Origin of the sequence: Pantoea sp. UBA6567 (assembly GCF_002434165.1) — a bacterium.
GTDB classification, from domain to species: Bacteria; Pseudomonadota; Gammaproteobacteria; order Enterobacterales; family Enterobacteriaceae; genus Pantoea; species Pantoea eucrina.
Genome location: NZ_DJJN01000007.1, coordinates 88,600 through 113,685 on the forward strand (window position 1 = coordinate 88,600; position 25,086 = coordinate 113,685).

21 protein-coding genes and 1 tRNA gene are annotated in these 25,086 nt (G+C 56.2%); 16 read left to right on the forward strand and 6 right to left on the reverse strand.

Annotation, left to right across the window (positions count from 1 at the left end):
• Positions 1-37: 37 nt before the first annotated feature.
• Positions 38-655, forward strand: a complete 618-nt coding sequence (gene sodA / locus B4M48_RS14210) for a superoxide dismutase [Mn] (RefSeq protein WP_039381619.1) — start codon at positions 38-40, stop codon at positions 653-655.
• A 184-nt stretch (positions 656-839) separates the two neighbouring features.
• Positions 840-1,802, forward strand: coding sequence for a VirK/YbjX family protein (locus B4M48_RS14215; protein WP_094111897.1), 963 nt, complete (start codon positions 840-842; stop codon positions 1,800-1,802).
• Positions 1,803-1,808: 6 nt separating this feature from the next.
• On the opposite strand, the gene B4M48_RS14220 is transcribed toward B4M48_RS14215, so the two are convergent.
• The 5 genes from B4M48_RS14220 to B4M48_RS14240 form a co-directional block, all read right to left on the reverse strand.
• Positions 1,809-2,171 (reverse strand): YibL family ribosome-associated protein, encoded by a 363-nt coding sequence (locus B4M48_RS14220; RefSeq protein WP_065647847.1) that lies wholly within the window; start codon positions 2,169-2,171, stop codon positions 1,809-1,811.
• 89 nt (positions 2,172-2,260) lie between these two features.
• Positions 2,261-2,806, reverse strand: coding sequence for a mannitol operon repressor MtlR (mtlR, locus tag B4M48_RS14225; RefSeq protein WP_175540444.1), 546 nt, complete (start codon positions 2,804-2,806; stop codon positions 2,261-2,263).
• A 63-nt stretch (positions 2,807-2,869) separates the two neighbouring features.
• The gene (mtlD, locus tag B4M48_RS14230) at positions 2,870-4,018 is read right to left on the reverse strand and encodes a mannitol-1-phosphate 5-dehydrogenase (protein ID WP_039381626.1); all 1,149 of its coding nucleotides are present in this window, start codon (positions 4,016-4,018) and stop codon (positions 2,870-2,872) included.
• 93 nt (positions 4,019-4,111) lie between these two features.
• Positions 4,112-6,046 (reverse strand): PTS mannitol transporter subunit IICBA, encoded by a 1,935-nt coding sequence (locus B4M48_RS14235; RefSeq protein ID WP_039381628.1) that lies wholly within the window; start codon positions 6,044-6,046, stop codon positions 4,112-4,114.
• 431 nt (positions 6,047-6,477) lie between these two features.
• Positions 6,478-7,194 carry a DUF3053 domain-containing protein gene (locus tag B4M48_RS14240; RefSeq protein ID WP_071668231.1) on the reverse strand — a complete coding sequence of 239 codons (717 nt, stop codon included), beginning with the start codon at positions 7,192-7,194 and terminating at the stop codon, positions 6,478-6,480.
• A 699-nt stretch (positions 7,195-7,893) separates the two neighbouring features.
• On the opposite strand from B4M48_RS14240, the gene B4M48_RS14245 reads away from it, so the two are divergent.
• The gene (locus B4M48_RS14245) at positions 7,894-8,190 is read left to right on the forward strand and encodes an HTH-type transcriptional regulator (RefSeq protein ID WP_039381633.1); all 297 of its coding nucleotides are present in this window, start codon (positions 7,894-7,896) and stop codon (positions 8,188-8,190) included.
• A 41-nt stretch (positions 8,191-8,231) separates the two neighbouring features.
• Here B4M48_RS14245 and B4M48_RS14250 read toward each other — a convergent pair whose 3' ends face one another.
• Entirely contained in the window at positions 8,232-8,825 is a 594-nt protein-coding gene (locus B4M48_RS14250; protein WP_039381635.1) for an HD domain-containing protein, read from the reverse strand.
• 60 nt (positions 8,826-8,885) lie between these two features.
• On the opposite strand from B4M48_RS14250, the gene B4M48_RS14255 reads away from it, so the two are divergent.
• The 13 genes from B4M48_RS14255 (at position 8,886) to bcsB (ending at position 25,078) form a co-directional block, all read left to right on the forward strand.
• Positions 8,886-9,350, forward strand: a complete 465-nt coding sequence (locus B4M48_RS14255; RefSeq protein ID WP_071668230.1) for a MarR family winged helix-turn-helix transcriptional regulator — start codon at positions 8,886-8,888, stop codon at positions 9,348-9,350.
• A gap of 73 nt (positions 9,351-9,423) precedes the next feature.
• Entirely contained in the window at positions 9,424-9,852 is a 429-nt protein-coding gene (locus tag B4M48_RS14260; RefSeq protein ID WP_039381640.1) for an organic hydroperoxide resistance protein, read from the forward strand.
• A gap of 260 nt (positions 9,853-10,112) precedes the next feature.
• Positions 10,113-11,804, forward strand: coding sequence for a kdo(2)-lipid A phosphoethanolamine 7''-transferase (gene eptB, locus B4M48_RS14265; RefSeq protein ID WP_039381642.1), 1,692 nt, complete (start codon positions 10,113-10,115; stop codon positions 11,802-11,804).
• 122 nt (positions 11,805-11,926) lie between these two features.
• Positions 11,927-12,003 (forward strand) — tRNA-Pro (locus tag B4M48_RS14270).
• An 840-nt stretch (positions 12,004-12,843) separates the two neighbouring features.
• Entirely contained in the window at positions 12,844-14,454 is a 1,611-nt protein-coding gene (gene dppA, locus B4M48_RS14275; protein ID WP_039381644.1) for a dipeptide ABC transporter periplasmic-binding protein DppA, read from the forward strand.
• Positions 14,455-14,654: 200 nt separating this feature from the next.
• Positions 14,655-15,674: a dipeptide ABC transporter permease DppB gene (gene dppB / locus B4M48_RS14280; RefSeq protein ID WP_039381648.1), complete on the forward strand. Its 1,020-nt coding sequence runs from the start codon at positions 14,655-14,657 to the stop codon at positions 15,672-15,674.
• A 9-nt stretch (positions 15,675-15,683) separates the two neighbouring features.
• Positions 15,684-16,586 (forward strand): dipeptide ABC transporter permease DppC, encoded by a 903-nt coding sequence (dppC, locus tag B4M48_RS14285; protein WP_039381650.1) that lies wholly within the window; start codon positions 15,684-15,686, stop codon positions 16,584-16,586.
• Between the two features lie 12 nt (positions 16,587-16,598).
• Positions 16,599-17,585, forward strand: a complete 987-nt coding sequence (gene dppD / locus B4M48_RS14290; protein ID WP_039381653.1) for a dipeptide ABC transporter ATP-binding protein — start codon at positions 16,599-16,601, stop codon at positions 17,583-17,585.
• Complete coding sequence (dppF, locus tag B4M48_RS14295; protein ID WP_039381655.1) at positions 17,575-18,585, forward strand: dipeptide ABC transporter ATP-binding subunit DppF; 1,011 nt, start codon at positions 17,575-17,577, stop codon at positions 18,583-18,585. The genes dppD and dppF overlap by 11 nt, the downstream gene beginning before the upstream one ends.
• 474 nt (positions 18,586-19,059) lie before the next feature.
• A complete protein-coding gene (bcsO, locus tag B4M48_RS14300) occupies positions 19,060-19,674 on the forward strand; it encodes a cellulose biosynthesis protein BcsO (RefSeq protein ID WP_039381657.1) in 615 nt (204 codons plus the stop codon).
• Positions 19,665-20,465 (forward strand): cellulose biosynthesis protein BcsQ, encoded by an 801-nt coding sequence (gene bcsQ / locus B4M48_RS14305; protein ID WP_071668229.1) that lies wholly within the window; start codon positions 19,665-19,667, stop codon positions 20,463-20,465. Before bcsO ends, bcsQ begins: the two co-directional genes overlap by 10 nt.
• A gap of 54 nt (positions 20,466-20,519) precedes the next feature.
• On the forward strand, positions 20,520-22,625 hold the full coding sequence (bcsA, locus tag B4M48_RS14310) for a UDP-forming cellulose synthase catalytic subunit (RefSeq protein WP_071668228.1): 2,106 nt from the start codon (positions 20,520-20,522) through the stop codon (positions 22,623-22,625).
• Positions 22,622-25,078, forward strand: a complete 2,457-nt coding sequence (gene bcsB / locus B4M48_RS14315) for a cellulose biosynthesis cyclic di-GMP-binding regulatory protein BcsB (protein WP_071668227.1) — start codon at positions 22,622-22,624, stop codon at positions 25,076-25,078. Before bcsA ends, bcsB begins: the two co-directional genes overlap by 4 nt.
• The last annotated feature ends 8 nt before the right edge of the window (positions 25,079-25,086 follow it).

Below are 25,086 nucleotides of genomic sequence, written 5' to 3' on the forward strand. Positions count from 1 at the left end.
AGGTGATGCTGCAAAACATTAAATGGAGAGGAAGAACATGAGTTATTCACTGCCATCCCTGCCGTACGCCTACGACGCACTGGAACCGCACTTCGACAAGCAGACGATGGAAATCCATCACACCAAACACCACCAGACCTACGTAAACAACGCTAACGCAGCGCTGGAAGGTACCGAATTCGCCGATCTGCCGGTTGATGAGCTGATTACCAAACTGGATCAGCTGCCAGCAGACAAAAAAGGCCCGCTGCGTAACAACGCTGGCGGCCACGCTAACCATAGCCTGTTCTGGAAAGGCCTGAAAACCGGCACCACGCTGCAGGGCGACCTGAAAGCGGCGATCGAAAAAGATTTCGGTAGCGTTGAGAAATTCCAGGAAGAGTTTGAAAAAGCAGCAGCTACCCGTTTTGGCTCTGGCTGGGCGTGGCTGGTGAAAAAAGGCGACAAACTGGCTGTGGTTTCAACCGCTAACCAGGATAACCCGCTGATGGGTGACGCGATCGCCGGTGCGTCTGGCTTCCCAATCATTGGTCTGGATGTGTGGGAGCACGCTTACTATCTGAAGTATCAGAACAAGCGCCCTGACTACATCAAAGCGTTCTGGAACGTAGTGAACTGGGACGAAGCAGCAGCGCGTTTTGCTTCAGCAAAATAATCAGCGCTTATTTCTGCGTAAAAAACCGGTGCGATGTCGCCGGTTTTTTTTATCTGCGTCACGGCAATCTAAACCCCGGCTAAACAGCAAACCGTTTAGTGCCGGCGGGGTGGGGTCATTAACGAATCGTTGAAGCGGCTGTGCTTAACATTGCAGCAGGTTTTTTCGAGACGTTAAGCTCCTTATGACAACAATTACCCACACTGAATCGGGCGATCTCTCTTCTTCAGCGCTGTTTTTTCCGCTGATCAGCGGCAAACTTCGACCTGATAATCTCTGGCACAGCGGCCGCTTTCGTACCAAGTTTGCGTTGCGAACGGCGCTCTATCCGTTTACCACGCTGACCTATCTGCAGCAGCTGGCGCAGCTGCCCTTTTTGCCACAGCTGATGGCCAGCCAGGGTCTGCTGCCCGCTAAACCGCATCGTCCCTATCTCTGTTCGCGGTTTAGCGTGGCGCAGCGCGCACGCGCTATCGTGCAGCACTACCAGCATGTTGCACAGCTTGATAATCCCGCCCTGCGTCAGCTAATGCTGAATCCGGCCGGGACACCTGTTGCACAGCTCAGCGGCAAAAATGAAGAGCAGTTTACGATTGCCTGCAGCTCCGGCTATTACGATCGCGAAGGTGAGCTGACGCTGACGTTGCACTATCAAAGTATGCTGCTGGCCTCCCTCTCATTCTCGCTGATTGGCGGGCCGCAGCGGTGTACGCTGTTTATTGGCGGACTGCAGGGGCCGCGCAAGCATATTCCGTCGGAGGCGATCCGCGAAGCGACCAAAGCGGCGCACGGTCTGTTTCCCAAGCGCGTGCTGATGGAAGCACTGTTTCTGCTGGCGGAGGCGTGTGGAGCAGAAGCGATAGCCGCCGTCGGCGACACCACGCATGTGTTTCGCAGCCTGCGCTATCGACACAGTAAAGGGGATAAGTTTTTTGCCAGCTACAGTGAGTTCTGGCTGTCGCTGGGCGGCGAGGAGCGGGCCGACGGCTGCTTTACGCTGCCGCTGCAGATGGAGCGCAAAGCGCTGGAGGAGATAGCCAGTAAAAAGCGCGCCGAATATCGCCGGCGCTACACGCTGCTCGACAGCCTGAAAGAGCAGGTTCAGCAGGCCGCCGGCTGCGCTCACCGCGCAGACCGTGCAGCCTGAACAGCCTCAGAACGGCTGTTTTGCGTAGCCGGTCATGACTTTCAGACCCATTTCTCGTCCCAGCGCGGTCATCGGATGCACCACAACCAGGCCGCGCACGCTTTTCTTCAGCGCACCCATGTTGGCCTGCTCTTTTTTCGTGATTTCACGGCTGAACGGCAGCTGCTGCAGCTGCTGCGCCTCTTTGCTCAGCTTTTCATCACGTACGCCGCGCAGACGTTCAATCTCCTGCACCAGCGTCTCTTTCTCTTTCAGCAGCGCACCCAGCTTTTCAGCGTCACCCGCTTCCAGCAGCTGGGGTTCTTTGCGGTTCAGTGCGTCCAGCTGATCGCTGAGGCGTTTGATCTCGGCTTTGACTTGTTCTTTCATTGGAAAAACTCATTAAGGAAAACAGGGAAAGGATACATTAATTTAGGCCGGGCGGGCAGTATGACTGTTCGATGTACCGCTGCCTGAGGTCAGACAGCGGGCTTTTTGAATGCCTGCTTGTGCGAAATTCGGGAAATCAGTTCGGTCAAAGAGAGCACCATGGTGGATCGCACCATCTGCAGATAACGCTGCTGCTGCATAATGCGCAGCGCCTCATCATCGCGGGTGAAGTCGGGCTGCGGCGGCCAGGCGACCACACAGTGCAGTTCACTGAACGGCCCCAGCACCTCGTCATCGGTAAAGCGATAGTCGCTGGCGTCGTGGTTCAGCTCTTCGCGCAGCGTCAGCAGTAGTTCGCAATCCTCATACTCCTGCCGCGTAATCACGCCCAGTCCGTAAACAAGCTTAAGACGTACCGACAGCTCGCCCAGCGGCCCGTCTCCCAGCAGCAGTGGTTCGACGGCGTACCTTACCGCATAATCATCTTTGCGAAAAACCTGCAGCACCAGCAGATTAACCGCTTCTGCCAGCAGTTCAACCGCAGCAATCAGAAAGCTTCTCACCGAACGACCGGCGTTCAGGCGCTCAAGCACCTGGTTTTCAAAAGCCTGCTTCTCTTCCATCATTGCCTGCATCGTTCAGCTACCGTCTGCGGGCGCAACCCTGTTGCGCCCGGTTTGCTCACCCGGGGGCGCGCATTATGCCATAGCGCTGTAAGCGCTCACCACAGCCTCTACTGCCTGACTCTCCGGCTCCAGGCCGGAAATTTTTACCAGCGTCTCTGCAACGCCCTGTTCCGCGATCAGCGTGGCCAGCTCCTGCGCCTGCGGATCGGCATCGCTGCGGTAGTGCATCGCGGCTGCGATCCCCTGCACCAGATTATCGTGCGGCAGCTGGTACTCCAGCGTGCCGAGCAGCGGTTTAATCAGGCGATCGCCTGCGCTCAGCTTGCGCAGCGGCTGGCGGCCTACGCGCTCGACGTCATCTTTCAGATAAGGGTTCTCAAAGCGGGTAAGGATTTTGCTGATGTAAGCCGCATGTTTCTCTGCATCAAAATCGTAGCGCCTGATCAGAACGGCGCCGCTCTCCTGCATGGCCCCCTCAACCACGGCGCGAATGCGGCTATCCAGGATCGCATCGCGAATGGTTACATGACCCGCCAGTTTGCCCAGATAAGCGGTAATAGCGTGGCCGGTATTAAGGGTAAAGAGCTTGCGTTCAACAAACGCCATCAGATTGTCGGTCAGTTCCATGCCAGGGATCGCCGGCAGCGCCCCTTTAAACTGCGTTTTATCAACAATCCATTCGCTGAAGGTCTCAACGGTCACTTCCAGCGGATCGCTGCTGCCCGCTTCAGAAGGCGGGACAATACGATCCACGGCGGAATCGACAAAGCCGACGTGCGCTTCTGCCCAGGCGTGATGCTGCGCCGGCAGCGCCTTCAGCACATGCTGCTTCAGCTGACTGGTGCCGCGCACCATATTTTCGCAGGCGATGATGTTAAGCGGTGCCGTATTACCCCGATCGTGACGGGCGATCAGACCCTGCGCCACGCTGCCGGCAATACGTTCGAGGATCTGCGGTCCGACGGCAGTCGTGACCAGATCGACTTCAGCGATCAGCGCAATGATGTCATCGCTGGTGCTGTTAACGGCGCTGACGCCGGTGACCGTCTCCGTTTTTGCCTGTTCGCCAACAACATGAACCGGATAAGTGTGACGGGCGTTAAGGGCATCCAGCACAACCTGATTGACGTCAGCAAAGACCAGCTCGATGCCGGCATCGGCCAGCAGCTTGCCGATAAATCCGCGACCAATATTGCCTGCTCCAAAATGTAACGCTTTCATAAAATTGACCCATCTCAAATAGCGAAAGGGCGGGCATTTCCGCCCCGGACACAGGGCGGGCCTGCCCGCCCCGGGGAAAAAACTGCTGACTGATTACGCTTTGACGCTGCTGCCTGAGAGCAGATCCAGCACTTCCTGCACGCTGCGGGTCTGCGCCAGTCGTTCAATCACGCTATCATCATCCAGCGCGTTGGTCAGGCTGGTGATCACCTGAATGTGCTCATTGTTGCGGGCCGCAATCCCGATCACCAGGCGCGCCACCTCATCCGGCTCATCGCCAAACTGTACGCCTGCCGGATACTGACAGAACACCACGCCTGTTTTCAGCACGCGATCTTTCGCTTCTACCGTTCCGTGCGGAACCGCAATCGACTCACCCAGATAGGTTGGCGTCAGCTTTTCACGGGCCAGCATCGCCTCAACGTACTCTGGCTGGACATAGCCACCTTTTACCAGCTGCTCACCGGCAAAGCGGATCGCCTGTTCTTTGTTGCTGGCGCTCAGATCGAGGAATACGTTATCCGTCCCGAGCTTAAACAGGTGCGTATTCTCGTTATCAAAGCTGTCTGCCAGCGTTGACTGCACCGTTTCGCGATGCGCCACGCTGCGGTTTACCGTGACCAGTCGCTCGGTCAGGTTGGTGTAGAGCGCGCTATCAAGGAAATTATTCAGCGAGATATGCTGCGCCTGCGGTGCCTGACGCATCGCCCGTTCCGTAAGATCGCGGTGTGTGATCACCAGGTCAACGTCACCCGGCAGCGCATTAATAGCGCTGTTCGTCACCGACACATTCGTGAGGCCCGCATCCTGCACTTTTTTGCGCAGCACGCCGGCACCCATGGCGCTGGAACCCATACCGGCGTCACAGGCAACGATGATTTTACGCACGTGGCTCACGTCTACGCTGTGAGCGTCAGCTACTACCGGCGCGCCTGCCGCCGGCTGGCCTTTAGACTGCGCTTTCATGTCGCGCATACGCTGGGTCGCCGCTTCAATATCTTCGTCTTCTTTCACTTTGCTGGTTTTCAGCAGGATAGAAGAGACAACAAAAGAGACGGCAAAAGCGGCTACGATAGCGGCAACGTTAGCAAAATAGGCGCCTTTTGGCGTCATTGCCAGCACGGCCAGGATAGAACCCGGTGACGCCGGAGAGACCAGACCGCCATTCAGCAGCGTCAGCGTAAATACGCCGGTCATACCGCCCAGGATCACCGCCAGCAGCAGGCGCGGCGCCATCAGCACATACGGGAAGTAAATCTCATGGATGCCGCCAAGGAAGTGGATAATGGCGGCGCCGCCCGCTGACTGTTTGGCGCTGCCGCGACCAAAGATCATATAAGCGACCAGCACGCCCATGCCCGGGCCCGGGTTAGCTTCGATCAGGAAGAAGATCGATTTACCCGCTTCGCTCGCCTGCTGAATACCCAGCGGCGAGAAAATGCCGTGGTTGATGGCGTTGTTAAGGAACAGGATTTTCGCCGGCTCAACAAAAATAGAGGTCAGCGGCAGCAGGTTGTTCTGCACCATCAGGTTAACCCCGGCGGCGAGAATGTGCGACAGCCCCTGCACCAGCGGACCAATAGCCAGGAACGCCAGCAGCGCCAGCAGCATACCGATGATGCCGGCGGAGAAGTTATTCACCAGCATCTCGAAACCGCTTTTGATCTTGCCGTCAACGGCCCGGTCAAACGCGCGGATTGCCCAGCCGCCCAGCGGTCCGGCAAGCATCGCGCCGAGGAACATCGGCATATCGGCACCGACAATGACGCCCATTGTTGTAATGGCGCCGACCACGCCACCGCGATCGCCGCCGACCAGACGGCCGCCGGTGAAGCCAATCAGCAGCGGCAGCAGATAGGTAATCATCGGACCGACGAGTTTCGCCAGCGTTTCGTTCGGGATCCATCCGGTTGGAATAAACAGCGCGGTGATGATACCCCATGCGATAAACGCACCGATGTTAGGCATCACCATATTACTCAGAAAGCGACCAAAGCTCTGCACTCTGACCTTGACTGATGAGGACATAAACCCACCCCTTATTGAGACGCGCTGCAATAAGAGCGCGCATTTGTTTTTGTTGAGACATTACGGCGGGGGCCGTGGCATTACTGTATGCAGGCGGACTCTAGCACTTGTTCAGGAGCGTGCGTAGCGTCCGGAATTAGTGTGATCCATATCACGCAAAAGCGGGGTGAACAGGGGGGGTTAATGTGACTCTTGTCACACAAAGACAGGATAAAAAAGCAGCGACGCCGAAAAATTCAGCAAAAAAGCGGGTTTTATGTGATAAGCCTCACTCTTTGGTAGTGCGGGTTTATTGCGGAAGTGTGATTAGCGTCACAAAGAATTTCTGGTCATAATTGCGTCAGATCACAGGCGGGTAGGTAAAGCGACAGGCCGTTATAAAGCGAAGCGCAGCGAGAACCGGGCAGTGGTAATACTGCCCGTAACCGGCGTTATTGCCAGGAACCCTGTACTGCATTTTGCGCCTGCGTCAGCGCCTGCGCATTTGCAGACAGCTCACTCATCAGCGCATTGTACCGGGTCGCCTGATCCTGCGTCGGGAACTGTACGCCACCATCATTAAAAGTGACGCGTGTTCCCTGCGATTGCAGATAGTCTCCGGTCTGTACAGCGCTCTGGCTCAGCGCCTGCAGCTTAGGCAGCAGCGGGATCAGCGTGCCTGCCGGCTGTGTAACCACTTTTGCATAGGCTGCGTCATACGACTTTTTCAGGTCGTCGGGCTGTTTAAGCGTCGCCTTGCTGCTGTCAGCCTGCATTTTCGCGCTCTGGATCTGCTGCGTCAGAACGCTGAGATTGCCGCTCACCTGACGCAGGGTATCGCGGCGGGTCAGATAATCCTGCGGAACGCGAATCGCTGCCAGCTCATCCACGACCGGACGCATACCCTGTTCCGTGGCCTGACTCACCTGCTGAGAAAAGCCATACAGAATGGCATAGTCACTGGCGTAGTTACCGAAGGTCTGCTTCTGGTTTTCACTCAGTGCCGGCAGATGTTCACCGCTGCGCATCACGGTATTTTGCAGAAAATCGTTAAACGCCTTACGCTGATCGCCCTCTTTGTCACCGCAGGCGGTGAGTTGCAATATGACCAGCGCGCTGGCGAGCAGCATGCCGGTACGCATCCAGATGCGGGAAGTTCCTGACGCCATGTTTCAACTCCTGTCGTGACAAAATGGCAATATGTGAATCGCTGAGAATGGTCCTAAAGAATAGTGCAATGGCCTGGCGTGCACAATGACCGAAGGCGTGCAGTGTGATGCTCTCCGGTCAGCGCGCCCGTGTGGCACAGCAATAGTCAACGATGTGGCAGACCGCTGCCCCATTTCAGCCCCTGACCAGCGTAGCAGGCGAAGGAGTGCACGCAGCAGAGGCGGCATAACTCATAACCTTTCCTTTAATATGCATCAGACTGGTGCATCTCTGCTCTATTATTGAGCACAATGCGAACAAAAATGCCGCAGCGGCGGTGCGAAACGTCCGCAGGATGCGAAATGCGGATCTGGCGCTATTTTTGCTTCATTCAGGACAGGGGGCAGAGTGTGACAGACAGCAACTTTTTACCTGACAGGCACTTAAGCGTTACTGCAGGTTTTAGCCATAAGCAAGATGAAAAAATAATCAAAAAACAGACAGCAATTCCTGGATTCTGACCCATACTAAGAAACCCGGCAATTGTTGCATTGCGCTGACATGTTCGCAGTGCCCAGCAGGCTGTGTCCCGTAACGGTTTTATAAATCTAACGTCCAAACCGCTGCGGGATGCAGCCTGATAAAGCCTGGTTTCAGCATCATTTGATGCTTACCTCTCTACTTTCACGTGCTTCATAGTGAGTTTTAAGGAGTTCTCTATGGAATTAAAAGATCCAATGGTTGAATTACTCAGCAGTCTTGAGCAAATTGTTTTGACACGTGATGCTAAGCCTTCCGTATCAGATATTGCACTCAACACGGTGTCAGTTCCCGAGCCACAGCGTTTACGTGAGATGACCGGCATGCAGGTGGATGAGTTCGCCCGCGTGATGGGGGTGAGCGTCTCATCAGTAAAAAGCTGGGAAGCGCAGCGCACGCGCCCCTCCGCTACGGCACGCAAATTGATGAAGCTGCTGCAGGCGAATCCCTATCTGGGACGGCAGCTGCTTGAGTAACCAATTATCGGTTCTCCGAACCCGCCTGCACGGCGGGTTTTTTATTTCAGCGCTTCAAATTTAGCCGTCTGACGGGCGAACCAGCTTTCCGGAACGTTATAGGGGGGCTGCGACAGTTGCTGCAATCCCTGTTTGATATTCTGATGCGCCTGCTGCCAGAGCTGTTTATCGCCCTGCAGCAGTAGCTGAATCTGCACCTGCTTCTCAATCAGATAAACGCGCGCAAAATCCGGGTCAAACTGTACTATCGCGCGGGTATTATCGATAATATCTGCCAGCTTGATCGTCTGCGCTTCGGGTGAGGCGTCCGCCGTATGCCGGAAGTGTGCCAGTTTGCGCGCCGCGCGGTTTCTGGCCTGCGGCTGGGCGCTATCAGTCAGCATCGCGACCAGGCCGGCTACGCGCTGGCCAAACTGCTGTTCAATATCCTGTAGCGTGCTGGATGTGTCTTCTACCGTATCGTGCAGCCAGGCAGCTGCCAGCATCTCTTCATCATCGGTTACGCTGCGCACCAGTTCAGCCACTGCCTGCGGGTGAACGATATAGGGCTCATCGGTGTATTTACGTCGCTGGCCTGTAGCTGCATGAAGTTCAGTAGCAAAACGACGCGCCTGCTCCTCCAGTGAATCCTGCATCTTCACTCTCCCGTGAAAAGTAGCTTGCAATTATCTAGCGCGCTATCTATATTAATTTGCATGAACAGTAATCAAGATGGCAAAAAAGTGAAGCGGCCGCCACTCCAGGTTGATCAGCATCTCTGTTTCGCGCTCTACTCGGCGAATCTGGCCATGCATAAGGTCTATCGTCAGCAGCTGGCGGCACTCAATATCACCTATCCGCAATACCTGGTGATGCTGGTGCTCTGGGTGCAGGATGATGTCACGGTGTCAGAGATTGGCGAACAGCTGTTTCTTGACTCCGCGACGCTGACGCCGCTGCTTAAGCGGCTGGAAACAGCCGGGCTGGTGCGCCGGCAGCGTTCACGCCAGGATGAACGGCAGGTCGTGGTGACGCTGACCGATGAGGGGCGCGAGCTACAGGCGCGCGCCGCTGCGATTCCGGAAGCGGTGCAGTGTGCGACGGCCTGTGACACCGGGACGATGGCAGCGCTGAAAGAGCAGCTTGATATGCTGCGCACCAATCTGAACCGCGCAGGCTGACTGCGCGGATAAAAAAGCATTTACATCGGCGCGGATAAGTAGCGCGTTATTATATAGCGAACGGAGATAAAGTATGTCTTTAGACAAAGTGGTTTATACAGCTAAAGCAAAAGCAACCGGTGGCCGTGACGGACGTGCAACCTCTTCTGACAACGTCCTGGACGTTAAGCTGGGCGTGCCAAAAGAGATGGGCGGAGCCGGTGGCGAGGCGACTAATCCGGAGCAGCTGTTTGCTGCAGGCTATTCAGCCTGTTTCCTCGGCGCCATGAAATTTGTTGCCGGTCGCGACAAAATCGCGATGCCAAAAGAGGCGTGGATTGAAGGTGAAGTTGGCATCGGCCCGATTCCGACCGGTTTTGGTATTGAAGCTACGCTGAATATCCACCTGCCGGAGATGGATGCTGCAGAAGCCCAAAAGCTGGTCGATGCTGCACACATCGTGTGCCCTTACTCTAATGCCACCCGCGGCAATATCGACGTGACGCTGAATATCATTAATTAAGCACGCACGCGGTTAACCGGGCTCCTGCGGGAGCCTTTTTTATTCACCCGCTTTTAGCCCGCACAAAAAAATCTGGTCTTACCATTGGTTAAATGTTCTACTGCTGCGCTTAACACGGCATCGCAGTTATTTTCGGTTCAGATTCGTCCCGATCCTGCTCGATACGTCACGCTTTTCCATTCTCAAAGCGAACCTTGCTGTCTGAACAGAGTCACAGGAACGGTGATAAATCGACACCGGGTCGGGAACAGAAAATTTAAATGAATTATATCAAAAGTTTAACTCAGCAGAAGCTTTCTCTGCTGCTCGCACTTTATCTTGGCATCCTGCTAAACCTGCCAATTTTTTACCGCCGCTTTGACGGCTTCTTAACCAAATCAACCCCGTCCGACTGGCTTTCTGCTGTTGCTGAAGTCACGGCCGCTGTTTTACTTACCTTTTTCCTGATGCGCCTGCTCTCGCTGGGTGGAAAATGGGCTTACCGCGTGCTGGCCAGTCTGCTGGTAGTGATTTCCGTGGCCGCGGCATATTACATGACCTTCTTTAATGTCGTGATTGGCTACGGCATTGTGGCTTCGGTTATGACAACCGACATCGATCTCTCTAAAGAAGTGATCGGCCTGCATTTTATTGTCTGGATGGTGCTGGTCAGCGCGCTGCCGCTGCTGCTGATCTGGCGCAACCGGCTGCGTATGACGCTGATTGAGCAGCTAAAAACACCGGGACAGCGCCTGAAACCGGTAGCCATTATGCTGCTGAGCGTGGCGCTGGTATGGTTGCCGATCCGCTATTTTGACAAACTGCAGAAAACGCAGGAAGAGATCACGAATATCGATCTGCCCAGCTATGGCGGGGTAGTGGCACACTCTTATCTGCCTTCTAACTGGATTGCTGCTCTGGGGCTGTTTACCTGGACTAAAGTGGATGAAAAGCTGGACAGCGAAGCGCTGTTCGATCCGGCGAAAAACTTTACCTATGTGGCACCGGCAGGCATTGATGACACTTACGTCGTGTTTGTTATCGGTGAAACCACGCGCTGGGATCATATGGGGATGCTGGGCTACGATCGCGATACCACGCCAAAGCTCTCCAAAGAGAAAAACCTGGTGGCGTTCCGCGGTGAGTCCTGCGACACCGCAACCAAGCTCTCGCTGCGCTGCATGTTTGTTCGCGAAGGCGGCACCATGGATAATCCGGGCCGTACTCTGAAAGAGCAGAACGTATTTGCCGTCATGAAAGAGCTGGGTTTTACCTCTGAGCTGTTCGCCATGCAGAGCGAGGTCTGGTTCTATGACAATGCCGATGTGAATAACTTCTCTTTCCGCGAGCAGATCGGCTCTGAAAAGCGTAATCAGGGTAAAGCGGTAGACGACATGCTGCTGGTGCCGGAACTGCAGGCTTCCCTGCAGCGTTTCCCGAAAGGCAAACATCTGGTGGTGCTGCATACCAAAGGCTCACACTATCTTTACTCGCAGCGCTATCCCCGCAGCTTCGCGCGTTATCAGCCTGAGTGCATGGGCGTGGATGACACCTGCAGCAAGGCGCAGTTGATCAACGCTTATGACAACTCTGTTTTGTATGTGGACTCGATGCTCGACAGCGTACTGGATCAGCTGCGTGATAAAAAAGCGCTGGTGTTCTATGCGGCGGACCACGGCGAGTCGATCAGCGAAAATATGCACCTGCACGGCACCCCACGTGAGATGGCGCCGCCTGAGCAGTTCCGCGTGCCGATGATGGTCTGGGCGTCCGATAAATATCTGGACGATCCGGTGAACCGCAGCAACTTTGAGCGACTGCAGGCGCAGCAGCGTGTCGGTAAAACGCATCGTCACGTTGAGCTGTTTGATACCATACTGGGCTGTCTGGGCTACACCTCACCCAATGGCGGTATCAATCCGGCAAACAACTGGTGTCAGGCTCCGGCCGCTAAAGCACCGAGCAATCTCTGACCGGTATGCCCGCGCTGAGATCGCCTTCCCGGCGCGGGTTGCCTGCTTTTCAGGCAATCAGGCAGCTTTAAAGGGAAAAGGGATTGACGCTGTAAAGGCGCAGCAGTAATATTCGCCCCCATCGGCGAGTAGCGCAGCTTGGTAGCGCAACTGGTTTGGGACCAGTGGGTCGGAGGTTCGAATCCTCTCTCGCCGACCATCATTTAAGAAACCTGCTTTGCAAAAAGCAGGTTTTTTTGTCTGTCGTATTTGCACTCTCAGGGTGAAATCCGCGACCGCTTCGTAAAGACGAGGTCCGTCCCTGATCGCCCGTCACACGCCATCCATGGCGTGTGACGCTTTACTCCACGGCCCCGCATTTCATCCTTTATCCGGCTTCGGTGATGACTGAGGATTTACTGGCCTTCCCTGAACCAGACTCACATCCCGGCAGCGATCAAGCAAAGTCATCAATTTACGCGTTCCATTAATCATCACCGGGATAAACCTTATTATTCCTCAACACCGCTCTTCATCACTTGCTGCATCAAAGCACCTCTCTTAATTCGCGACACATTCTGCTTATGACCGGCTTTTGCTTTTTGCTGATTTCTTATGCCATTACGCCAGCATATTTCGCTACCCGAACGTCATAACGCACGGGGAATCGTTCAGATATTCGACGTTTATCGACAATTTTAAAATGTTTTTTAGCGGTGATAATCACTGTTATTTGACGCAAGCGCCAGATAATCCAGCGGTATCGAACGCTTTTTCACCGCCTTATATATCGGTTTCTCTCTCCAGTGCTCTTTTTTATCGTTGCTTGCACTTACTCACACTCTGTGTAAATAACCCCACGTTGTATTGACGTTCGTTGCAACTGTTGACAAATTGATGCTTCAGTAAGATGTAGAGACGGACGCATCTGGCTGGTGTATCCCGCCAGGGCAATAACAATAACCGCTCACATTCTGGTCGCTGTCAGACCTGCCCGTACCGCATAAAAAAATCAGAGGACGGGCGATGCACACAACATCACATCACAATGGAGCAAAACATGATGAACTCCCGGGCTAAATCCAGGATGCTGAAGGCCGGTCTCAGCCTGATTGCGATGACCGTCGCTGCCGGTGTTCAGGCGAAGACCCTTGTCTACTGTTCAGAAGGCTCGCCGGAAGGTTTCAACCCGCAGCTCTTTACCTCTGGCACCACCTATGACGCCAGCTCGGTCCCGATTTATAACCGTCTGGTTGAGTTTAAAACCGGCACCACTGAACTGCAGCCAGGCCTGGCTGAAAAGTGGGATGTCAGCGAAGATGGCAAAACCTACACTTTCCACCTGCGCCAGGGCGTGAAGTGGCAGAGCACGAAAGATTTCAAACCAACGCGTGAATTTAACGCCGATGACGTGGTGTTTTCATTTGAGCGCCAGCTCGATAAAAACAATAAATTCCACGGCGTCTCTGGCGGCAGCTACGAATATTTTGAAGGCATGGATATGCCGAAGCTGATCGGCAAAATTGAAAAAGTTGACGATCACACCGTGCGTTTTACCCTGACCCGTCCTGAAGCGCCTTTCCTCGCTGACCTCGGTATGGACTTCGCCTCTATTCTTTCTAAAGAGTATGCGGATAACATGCTGAAAGCAGGCACGCCGGAAAAACTCGACCTGAATCCGGTCGGCACCGGCCCGTTTGTACTGCAGCAGTATCAGAAAGATTCACGCATTCTCTACAAAGCGAACCCGGACTTCTGGGGCACTAAACCAAAAATCGATCGTCTGGTCTTCTCTATTACGCCAGATGCGTCAGTGCGCTACGCCAAGCTGCAGAAGGGCGAGTGCCAGGTGATGCCTTATCCAAACCCGGCTGACATCGCCAGCATGAAGAAAGACAGCAAAATCAATCTGATGGAGCAGCCTGGCCTGAACGTGGGTTATCTCTCATTTAACACAGAGAAAAAGCCGCTGGATAACGCCAAAGTGCGTCAGGCACTGACCATGGCGGTCAACAAGCAGGCGATCATCGATGCGGTCTATCAGGGAGCAGGGCAGGCAGCGAAAAACCTGATCCCGCCAACCATGTGGGGCTATAACGACGAGATCAAAGATTACGCCTACGATCCGGAAAAAGCCAAAGCGCTGCTGAAAGAAGCAGGCATGGCGGATGGCTTCTCTATCGATCTCTGGGCAATGCCGGTGCAGCGTCCATACAACCCGAACGCGCGCCGCATGGCGGAGATGGTTCAGGCGGACTGGGCGAAAATTGGCGTAAAAGCCAAAATTGTTACCTATGAGTGGGGCGAATATCTCAAGCGCGCCAAAGCAGGTGAACACCAGACGGTGATGATGGGCTGGACCGGCGACAATGGCGATCCGGATAACTTCTTTGCCACCCTGTTCAGCTGTGCAGCGGCAAAAGATGGCTCCAACTACTCCCGCTGGTGCTACAAGCCGTTTGAAGATCTGATCCAGCCGGCCCGTGCGGAAGCCGATCACAATAAACGTATTGCGCTCTACAAGCAGGCGCAGGTTGTTATGCACGATCAGGCTCCGGCACTGATCATTGCACACTCGACCGTCTATGAGCCTGTCAGCAAGAAAGTGAGCGGCTATGTGGTTGATCCGTTAGGTAAGCATCACTTCGAAAACGTCGATATTCAGGAATAACCCTTTCGGATTATCACGGTGAGGGCCAGCCTGCTGGCCCTCGGATGCGCTCTTCGCCATCCGTGTCCCGTACTTTTTTCCGGCAAATACTTTTACTGAAGCGCTGCCTGCATCGCGTCCGGCTTTGCCGACCGCGCGTTATGAGCAATGTAGTCCCGCGACGACTTTCCGCTGCGGGAGAATGACTGAGAATCCGGCTTATGCTGCAATTCATACTCCGACGTCTGGGCCTTGTCATCCCGACGTTTATCGGTATTACCCTACTGACCTTTGCGTTTGTTCATCTGATCCCCGGCGACCCGGTGCTGATCATGGCGGGCGAACGCGGTATCTCCCCGGAGCGTCACGCACAGCTGATGGCGCAGTTTGGCCTCGACCAGCCGATGTGGAAGCAGTACATCACCTATATCAACGGGGTGCTGCACGGCGATCTCGGTATCTCTCTGAAGAGCCGCATTCCGGTGTGGGATGAGTTTGTCCCGCGCTTCCAGGCGACGCTGGAGCTGGGCATCTGTGCCATGCTGTTTGCTATCGCCGTGGGTATTCCGGTGGGCGTACTGGCCGCCGTAAAGCGCGGATCGGTTTTCGATCATACCGCCGTGGGGATCTCCCTGACCGGCTACTCCATGCCGATCTTCTGGTGGGGGATCATGCTGATTATGCTGGTATCGGTGCAGCTCAACCTGACGCCGGTCTCTGGCCGGGTCAGCGATACCATCTTCCTTGACGACAGCCATCCCCTGACCGGCTTTATGCTGATCGATACGCTCCTGTGGGGGGAAGAGGGCGACTTCAAAGATGCGGTCATGCATATGATCCTGCCGGCGATTGTGCTGGGCACCATTCCGCTGGCGGTGATTGTGCGTATGACGCGCTCCTCCATGCTGGAGGTGCTGGGCGAGGATTATATCCGCACCGCCCGCGCCAAAGGGCTGACGCGCATGCGGGTTATTGTCGTGCATGCGCTGCGTAATGCGATGCTGCCGGTGGTTACCGTTATCGGTCTGCAGGTCGGTACGCTGCTGGCCGGTGCGATTCTGACCGAGACTATCTTCTCATGGCCGGGTCTGGGCCGCTGGCTGATTGAAGCGCTGCAGCGCCGCGACTATCCGGTAGTGCAGGGCGGCGTGCTGCTGGTTGCCATCCTGATCATTCTGGTCAACCTGCTGGTTGATCTGCTGTATGGCGTGGTTAACCCGCGCATCCGACATAAGAAATAAGGGGGAGCTATGTCTGCTGTTGAACCCGCGCGCGTAACTGCCGCACCAAAGCCGATGACCCCGTTTCAGGAATTCTGGCACTATTTTAAACGTAATAAGGGCGCAGTCATCGGCCTGGTCTACATCACGCTGATGCTGCTGATTGCAATTTTTGCCGATTTTCTGGCACCGCACGGTCCGGCAGAGCAGTTCCGCGATGCGCTGCTGCATCCGCCGGTATGGCAGGAGGGCGGCAGCTGGAGTTATATCCTCGGCACCGATGATGTGGGCCGCGATATTTTGTCACGCCTGATGTTCGGGGCGCGCCTGTCGCTGCTGGTAGGCTGCCTGGTCGTGGTACTGTCACTGATTTTTGGCGTGATTTTTGGCCTGATGGCGGGCTACCTCGGTGGCGTGGTGGATGCCACTATTATGCGTCTGGTCGATATCATGCTGGCGCTGCCCAGCCTGCTGCTGGCGCTGGTGCTGGTAGCCATCTTTGGCCCCTCCATCGTCAACGCTTCGCTGGCGCTGACGTTTGTGGCGCTGCCGCACTATATCCGCCTGACGCGCGCGGCGGTGCTGGTTGAGGTTAACCGCGATTATGTCACCGCTTCCGGCGTGGCAGGTGCGGGAACGCTGCGTCAGATGTTCATCAATATTCTGCCAAACTGCCTGGCTCCGCTGATTGTGCAGGCATCGCTCGGTTTCTCCAACGCCATTCTCGACATGGCGGCGCTGGGCTTTCTCGGAATGGGGGCGCAGCCGCCGACGCCGGAGTGGGGCACCATGCTCTCTGACGTTCTGCAGTATGCGCAAAGTGCCTGGTGGGTAGTGACCTTCCCCGGAGTGGTCATCCTGCTGACGGTTCTGGCATTCAACCTCATGGGCGATGGTTTGCGTGATGCACTCGACCCGAAACTCAAGCAGTAAAGAGGCACCGAGATGGCGTTATTAAATGTAGAGAAGTTATCGGTGCATTTCGGCGACGAAAAAACACCGTTCCGTGCGGTTGACCGCATCAGTTATCAGGTAGAGCAGGGCCAGGTCGTAGGGATTGTCGGTGAGTCGGGCTCCGGTAAATCAGTCAGTTCGCTGGCGATTATGGGTCTGATCGATTTTCCTGGCCGCGTCATGGCTGAGAAGCTGGAGTTTAACCAGCGCGATTTGCAGAAGATTTCTGAAAAAGAGCGCCGGCAGCTGGTTGGCGCAGAAGTGGCGATGATTTTTCAGGATCCGATGACCAGCCTCAATCCCTGCTATACCGTGGGTTTCCAGATTATGGAAGCGCTCAAGGTGCACCAGGGCGGCAGTAAACGCACCCGCCGCCAGCGCGCTATCGATCTGCTGGAGCAGGTGGGTATTCCCGATCCGGCTTCGCGGCTTGATGTCTATCCGCACCAGCTGTCGGGCGGCATGAGCCAGCGCGTGATGATCGCCATGGCGATTGCCTGCAAGCCTAAGCTGCTGATTGCCGATGAGCCAACCACGGCGCTGGATGTCACCATTCAGGCGCAGATCATCGAACTGCTGCTGGCGCTGCAGAAGCAGGAGAACATGGCGCTGATCCTCATCACCCACGATCTGGCGCTGGTTGCCGAAGCGGCGCAGCACATTATTGTGATGTATGCCGGTCAGGTGGTGGAGAGCGGCAAAGCCGTGGATATCTTCAGGGCGCCGCGTCATCCCTATACGCAGGCGCTGCTGCGGGCGCTGCCGGAGTTTGCGGCAGACAAGGCGCGGCTGGCATCGCTGCCGGGCGTGGTGCCGGGCAAATATGACCGGCCCTCTGGCTGCCTGCTGAATCCGCGCTGCCCCTATGTGACCGATCGCTGCCGTACCGAAGAACCTGCGCTGCGCGACATTCCGGGCCGCCAGTCTAAATGCCACTTCCCACTGGATGATGCCGGGAGACCGACCTATGAGTCCTGATAACACGAAGCAGGATTATCTGCTGCAGGCGATTGACCTGAAAAAACACTACCCGGTGAAGAAAGGCCTGTTTGGTCAGGAGCGCCTGGTGAAGGCGCTGGATGGCGTCTCCTTCAACCTCGAACGGGGTAAAACGCTGGCGGTAGTCGGTGAGTCGGGCTGCGGAAAATCCACGCTTGGCCGTCTGCTGACCATGATCGAAACCCCGACCGAAGGCGAGCTTTACTGGCACGGACAGGATTTGCTGAAGCACGATCCGCAGGCGCAAAAACTGCGCCGGCAGAAAATTCAGATCATCTTTCAGAACCCCTATGGCTCGCTCAACCCGCGTAAAAAAATCAGCCAGATCCTTGAGGAGCCGCTGATTATCAACACCGCGCTGAGCAAAGCGGAGCGGCGCGAAAAAACGCTGGAGATGATGGCGAAAGTGGGTCTCAAGACCGAACATTACGATCGCTACCCGCACATGTTCTCCGGCGGTCAGCGTCAGCGTATTGCCATTGCGCGCGGACTGATGCTGGATCCGGATGTCCTGATCGCGGATGAGCCGGTTTCAGCGCTCGATGTTTCGGTACGCGCGCAGGTGCTGAACCTGATGATGGATCTGCAGCAGGACCTGGGCCTCTCCTACGTCTTTATTTCGCACGACCTCTCAGTGGTCGAGCACATCGCCGATGAAGTTATGGTGATGTACCTCGGGCGCTGCGTGGAGAAAGGCAGTAAAGAGGCGATCTTCAGCAATCCGCGCCATCCTTATACGCAGGCGCTGCTTTCCGCCACGCCGCGTCTTAATCCGGATGAGCGGCGCGAGCGTATCAAACTGACCGGTGAGCTGCCCAGCCCGCTCAATCCGCCGCCGGGCTGTGCGTTCAACGCGCGCTGCCGGCGCCGTTTTGGCACCTGCGTGCAGCTGCAGCCAAAACTCAAACGCTATGGCGATCAGCAGGTTGCCTGCTTTGCCGTCGATCAGGATGAAAACCAGCCGCTGGAAACACCCTGATTAACGCTACTGATAAAAAAGGCTCCCGCGGGAGCCTTTCTTTTTTTTAGCGAAAACAGTTCAGCAATGCTAACCTTTATCAGGTTAACCGGGCACAGGACCGGAAATCTATCACATTACGTTATCTGACCGTCAGCGACAGGGCTCCCTGCGCAGCGCGCTAAGACAAATTCTTAAATCACCGCGCAGGCGTTGCCGGCTTAACCGCTGGGGTTACGCAACGCCAAAATCATAAATATCCTTATTTTACAGATATTTAATTTCTTTTCGGCGGCATTTTCGTTTCGGTTAACGGCAATGCATTAGTCTCTTTTCGCCGCGCATCTCCCGCCGGTAAAGCATCCGGTTTTTTATAAACACAGATAAAGCAGCTTTATCAGATATGCGGTTTTAATAATCAGAATTTTCTCACCGTCTTTTAATGTGTGTGCTATATTCGCCAAAAAATTCCCTCTGCTTTCACAGGCACTGATCATGAAGAATTATGACGATCTGCAGCGTTTCAAAGAAAAAACGCAGACGCTTGATATCGATTTCAAAGATATGTCGGGTCAGGCGCAGAGCGCCGATCATCATCAGTGGGCCATTCTGCGTCAGCTGAGCACAGATGATGCGCCGGAGCTGGGCCAGGGGCAGCGTATCGATCTGCCGCAGCCACAGCCGGCCGGCCCTGAGGCATTTGCCGCGCCAGCCATACCTGCCGCTCCGCGTGCTCCGGCAGAGGAGGGCGCCTCGCTGCTCAGCAGCCTGGCGGCCACCGCGCCGGTCCGCGAGGCCGCGCCGGGCAGCAGTGCGCTATTTCCGCCGCCGCCGCCGAAGCGCGCGCCGGCAGCGATGCCCGCGGCGGCGCTTGTGGAGCGGCAGCGCGCCGGCTCACTGTTTCCGCCTCCGCTTTCTGAGCCGGTCGTGACCCGCCCAGCGGCCCCGCAGCCGCCTGCCAGCGCGGTGCCGGCCGCAGCAGCGCCTGTTGCTCCGCCCGCCTCTGCCCGCTTCAGCACGCTGTTTCGCTCGCGTCCGGCTGAACCCGCTGCATTGTCTAAAGAAACACTCCTCAAACCGCTACTGGAGAAGATTGCGTTATGCCGTTAGTTTGTGTGTGCTCGCCAAAAGGGGGAGTAGGGAAGACCACCATGGCGGCCAACCTTGCATGGAGTCTGGCGCGCGCCGGCAGCAAGGTGCTGGCAATCGATTTTGATGTGCAGAATGCGCTGCGTCTGCATTTTGGCGTCCCGCTGCAGGATGGCCGCGGCTTTGTTGCGCGCTCTGAAGAGCAGGCTGACTGGAGCCAGTCGATTCTGACCACCGGCGGCAATATTTTTGTGCTGCCCTACGGCGACGTCACAGAGGAGCAGCGTGAACGCTTTGAGCACAAGCTTGCCAGCGACACCCATTTTTTGCGGCGCGGTCTCGATACCGTGCTGAATTATCCCGGCCTGGTAATTGTGGCCGATTTTCCTCCCGGTCCGGGGCCGGCGCTTAAAGCGATGCAGCAACTTGCCGATATGCATTTAGTAGTCATGCTTGCGGATACGGCATCCGTCTCTCTGCTGCCGCAAATTGAAAATAACCGCATGATTGGTCAGCCGCTGAATAATAAACATGGCCACTATTTTGTGCTGAACCAAAGCGACAATCGCCGCAATATCAGCCGTGAAGTCACATCATTTATGCAGCAGCGTCTGGGCGATAGCCTGCTTGGCGTTGTCCACCGCGATGAAAGCGTGGCGGAAGCGAATGCATCACAGCAGTCAGTGTACGATTTCAGCCCCGCGTCTGCGGCCGCCTTCGATATTGAACTGGTGGCAAAGCGCGTGGCTAATTTGCTCAGTATTCAGGTCGGCAACGGTGAAGTTCAGGCGCCGATCCGCAGCCAGTATTAATAGCCGGGCTCAGGCCCGGCTCAGATAATTTATAACGCTTTTTCAGGGTGACTCATGAGTAAACTCGGGTTTTACCTGCTGCTGCTGGTGCTCGCGCCGGTGGCGGCGGTAATCATCATCACGCCTATGGACAGCCAGAAACAATATATTTTTGGTTTAATCAGCATCGGTATGATGTTTTTACTGGGCTTCAGCAAAAGCCGTAAAATAACCGTGGTAATGGTTATTCTTTCCGCGCTGATGTCGACCCGATATATCTGGTGGCGCACTACCGAAACGCTGGAGTTTAATTCCGAGATCGAAGCTATTCTCGGCATTGGCTTATATCTGGCTGAACTTTACGTCTGGCTGATCTTAATTCTCGGGTTCCTGCAGACCACCTGGCCTTTAAAGCGTACGATTGAACCGCTGCCGGATGATACCCGTCTGTGGCCCACGGTGGATGTATACGTACCGACCTATAACGAAAGTCTGGACGTGGTGCGCGATACCGTGCTGGCGGCGCAGTGTATCGATTACCCGCGCGATAAAATCAAAGTCTATCTGCTGGATGACGGCAAGCGCAGCGAGTTTGCGGTATTCGCCGCTGACGTGGGCGTGGGCTATATCACGCGTGATGACAACCGGCACGCCAAAGCGGGCAATCTTAATCACGCGATGACCATTACCAAAGGCGAGCTGATCTGCGTATTCGACTGCGATCACGTCGCCACGCGCGCGTTCCTGCAGGCAACGGTCGGCCCCTTCCTGAAAGATCCGAAGCTGGCCCTGCTGCAGACGCCGCACTATTTCTACTCTCCCGATCCGTTCGAGCGCAACCTGCGTGCCGCCCGCTCTATTCCTAACGAGGGATCGCTGTTTTATGGTCCGGTACAGCAGGGCAATGACAACTGGAATGCGACCTTTTTCTGTGGCTCCTGTGCCGTTATCCGGCGCAGCGCGCTGGAAGAGATTGGCGGCTTTGCCGTTGAGACCGTGACGGAAGACGCGCACACCGCGCTGAAAATGCAGCGTCGCGGCTGGGGCTCAGCGTTTCTGGCGATCCCGCTGGCGGCCGGTCTGGCAACGGAACGCCTCGGCCTGCACGTTATTCAGCGTACCCGCTGGGCGCGCGGCATGACGCAGATTTTCCGCGTGGATAATCCGCTGTTTGGCCGTGGTCTGAAGTGGCAGCAGCGCCTCTGCTACCTCAACGCCATGCTGCACTTTCAGTTTGGCCTGCCGCGCGTGGCGTTTCTTACCGCGCCGCTGGCTTATCTGCTGTTTAACCTGAATATCATCCACTCTTCGGCGTCGCTGATCTTCGCCTATGTGCTGCCGCATCTGGTGATGTCGCTCTACGTTAACTCCCGTATGAATGGCCGCTTCCGCTATACCTTCTGGGGAGAGATTTACGAAACGGTGATGTGCTTCCATCTGGTCATCCCGACCCTGCTGACGCTACTGTCGCCGAAACATGGCAAGTTCAACGTAACGGATAAAGGCGGTCTGCTCGATCAGGGCTTCTTTGATTTCCATATCGTACGGCCACACGTCATTGTCGCGACGCTGCTCTCCATCGGTATTGTCGCCGGCGTGGTCCGCGCGACGGCGCATGACTATTTCGGGGTCGATCCCTGGGTTATCGCGCTCAACGTTGGCTGGGCTATTTTCAGTCTGATTATTCTGATGGCGGCCATCGCCGTGGCGCGCGAAACCAAGCAGGTGCGTAAAACCATTCGTATTGAGGTGCAGATCCCGGCTGTGATCCACTACGCCAGCGGAATTTCGTCGCGTACCCGCACCAGCGATCTCTCGATGGGCGGTGCGCAGCTGGATGCGCCTGACAACCGGCATGAAATGGATGAGATTGAAGAGATCGATCTGCTGCTGAAGTCCGGCACTATCACTATCCCGGTCAGTAAAATTTCCGGCGATGCAGAGACAATCCGTCTGCGCTTTGGCGCGATGCCGCTGGCGCGTCGCCGCGAGCTGGTGCGCGTCGTGCTGGCGCGAGCGGATGCGTGGATCCAGCCGGAGTATAAGCAGGATAATCCGCTGGTGTCGATCGGCACTATTATTCGTACCGTTTTTGAGCTGTTCTGGCTGACCTGGAAAGATCGCCGCGAGAAGCACAAGCGTGATGACCAGCCTGCGGCCAAAGAGGACAGCGCAGCATGAAGAAATTAACGCAAACGCTGCTCGCCAGTTCGCTGGCGACCGCACTGCTGCTGACATCGGTTCAGGCTGAAGAGCCTGCGGTTACGCAGGACAGCAGTGCGCTGTCAGCCGTGCCGCCGCCGGAAGGGCTCGACAGCACGGCTGACGCGCAGCTGCAGCAGGCGGCCGGTGCCGCCCCTTATGCACCGGAAAGCGGTAGTGACGCGCCGGAAAGCAGTGCCGCCACGCCGGCTGAGGCTGAGGCGCCGGCAATTCTGTTGCCTGCGGCTGATACCGGAAGCACTGTCCTCAACCAGCCGGTAAGCAGTACGATTTCTGTGGCGCAGATGGGCCAGAAACAGGGCATCACCCTGACCGGAGAACAGCTGCAGTCGGGCATTGTCTTTACCCTGCCCGGTGATGAGGTGGTTACCAACGCACGGCTCAACCTGTCGCTGCGCGTCTCATCAGCGCTGGCCGCGCGCAATACGTCGCTGCAGCTGATGCTGAACGGACAGCCGCTCGGCACGCTGCCGCTCGGCTCCAGCGACAGCGACGTCAGCGACTATCAGCTGGATATTCCGGCTGCCATGGTAGTGTCAGATAACAACCTCAGCTTTAAAATCAACGATGCGGATAAGCTGCTGTGTGAAAAAGAGAGCGCACAGCAGTATCAGGTAACGATTCTGCCGCAAACCACGCTGAGCCTGGAGGGGCAGCAGCTGAATATCGGCACCAGCCTGCGTAACTTCCCGCGCCCGTTTATCGATGCGCAGCGTATGACGCCGGCCAGCGTCACCTTTGGTTTTGCCAGCAGCGTGACGCCGGATGCGGTGAGCGCTGCCGCGCTGGTGGCGTCGTGGATGGGTATTCAGTCTGACTACCGCGGCATTCGCTTTCCGGTGAGTCGCGGCGCGCTGCCAGAGCGCAACGGTATTCTGGTCGGGCATCCGGGCGACAAAATCGGCATCGTGACGCTGCCGGCCAGCAATGGCCCGCTGCTGCAGGTGATCGATAACCCGGATAATCCGGTCTATAAACTGCTGCTGATTGTGGGCAGCGATGACGCACAGCTGCGTCAGGCCGCGAATCGTCTGACAACCAAACCGCTGACTACCGATGCCAGCCAGCTTGCTGTGCAGCCGCAGCCGCTGGCCCAGCGTAAGCCTTACGATGCCCCGCGCTGGATCAACACCTCACGCCCGGTACGCCTGAGTGAACTGCTGCGCAAAGATCAGAGCCTGACCACGACCGGTATCTGGCATGATGCGCTGCGCGTAAACTTCCGCGCGGCGCCCGATCTGTTTTTATGGGATGGCGATACGATTCCGGTCAACCTGAACTACCGTTTTCCCACTGAAAGCTGGATCGACGAAAACAATTCGTTCCTGAATGTCGCCCTCAACGGGACTTTCCTGCGTAACCTGACGGTTAACAAAGTCGGCCTGCTGGAGAGCGCCTGGCACCGCCTGGGCGGCGACGCGCGTCAGGAGCACTACACCCTGAAGCTGGAGCCATATCTGATTTACGGCGATAACCAGCTGGCGCTCTACTTTAATATCAAGCCAAAAGCGGATGCGCCGTGCGGCGTACTGCTTAACAACAATATCAAAAGCCGCATCGAAGAGGATTCGTGGATCGATCTGAGCCACACCCGTCACTTCACCATGCTGCCGAACCTCTCTTACTTTGTCGGGGCCGCGTTCCCGTTCACGCGCCTGGCGGATTTTTCGCAGACCACGCTGCTGCTGCCGGAAAAACCGGGTGATGCGGAGATCGCCACGCTACTCGATATGGCGGCGCGCGCGGGTAACGCAACCGGGGTGGCGCTGGTACAAAATCAGGTACTGTTTGGCCTGCCTGAAGGCGGCACCAATCTGAGCCGGCTGCAGCAGAATGATGTGCTGGCGGTGAGCACCATGCAGCACAGCGCCTTTACGCAGCAGATGCTGCACGGCACGCCGTGGCAGACCAGCGGCAATACGCTGAGCGTTAACGAGCCTGGCCTGATGGAAAAACTGCACGGCTGGCTGACCGGCGACTGGTATCGCCAGGAGCTGGATGCCGATCGCTACTTTTCCTCAAATGAGGCGTGGCGCGGATTTGTCAGCTATCGCTCGCCGTGGAGCGCCGACCGGCTGGTGGTCATGACGGTGGCAACCAGCGATCAGCAGCTGCTGCGCCTGCATGACGATCTCAATTCAGCGCGTATCAACGCCGGTATTCGCGGCGATACCGCCATCATTACCGATGAAAATGGGATCCGCAGCTTCCGGGTTGGTCCGCAGTTTCCGAGCGGTGAAATGCCGTGGTACATGATGGTGGTGTGGTACGCCAACCAGCACTCGGTGCTGATGGCGCTGGCCGCGCTGCTGGTTGCCGTGCTGATCGGCAGCAGCGCCTGGCTCATGCTGAAGCGTCACGCATGGCGGCGTCTTAACCCCAAAGCAGACAGTCAGTCCGGCAGGAAGTAAGGATAAAA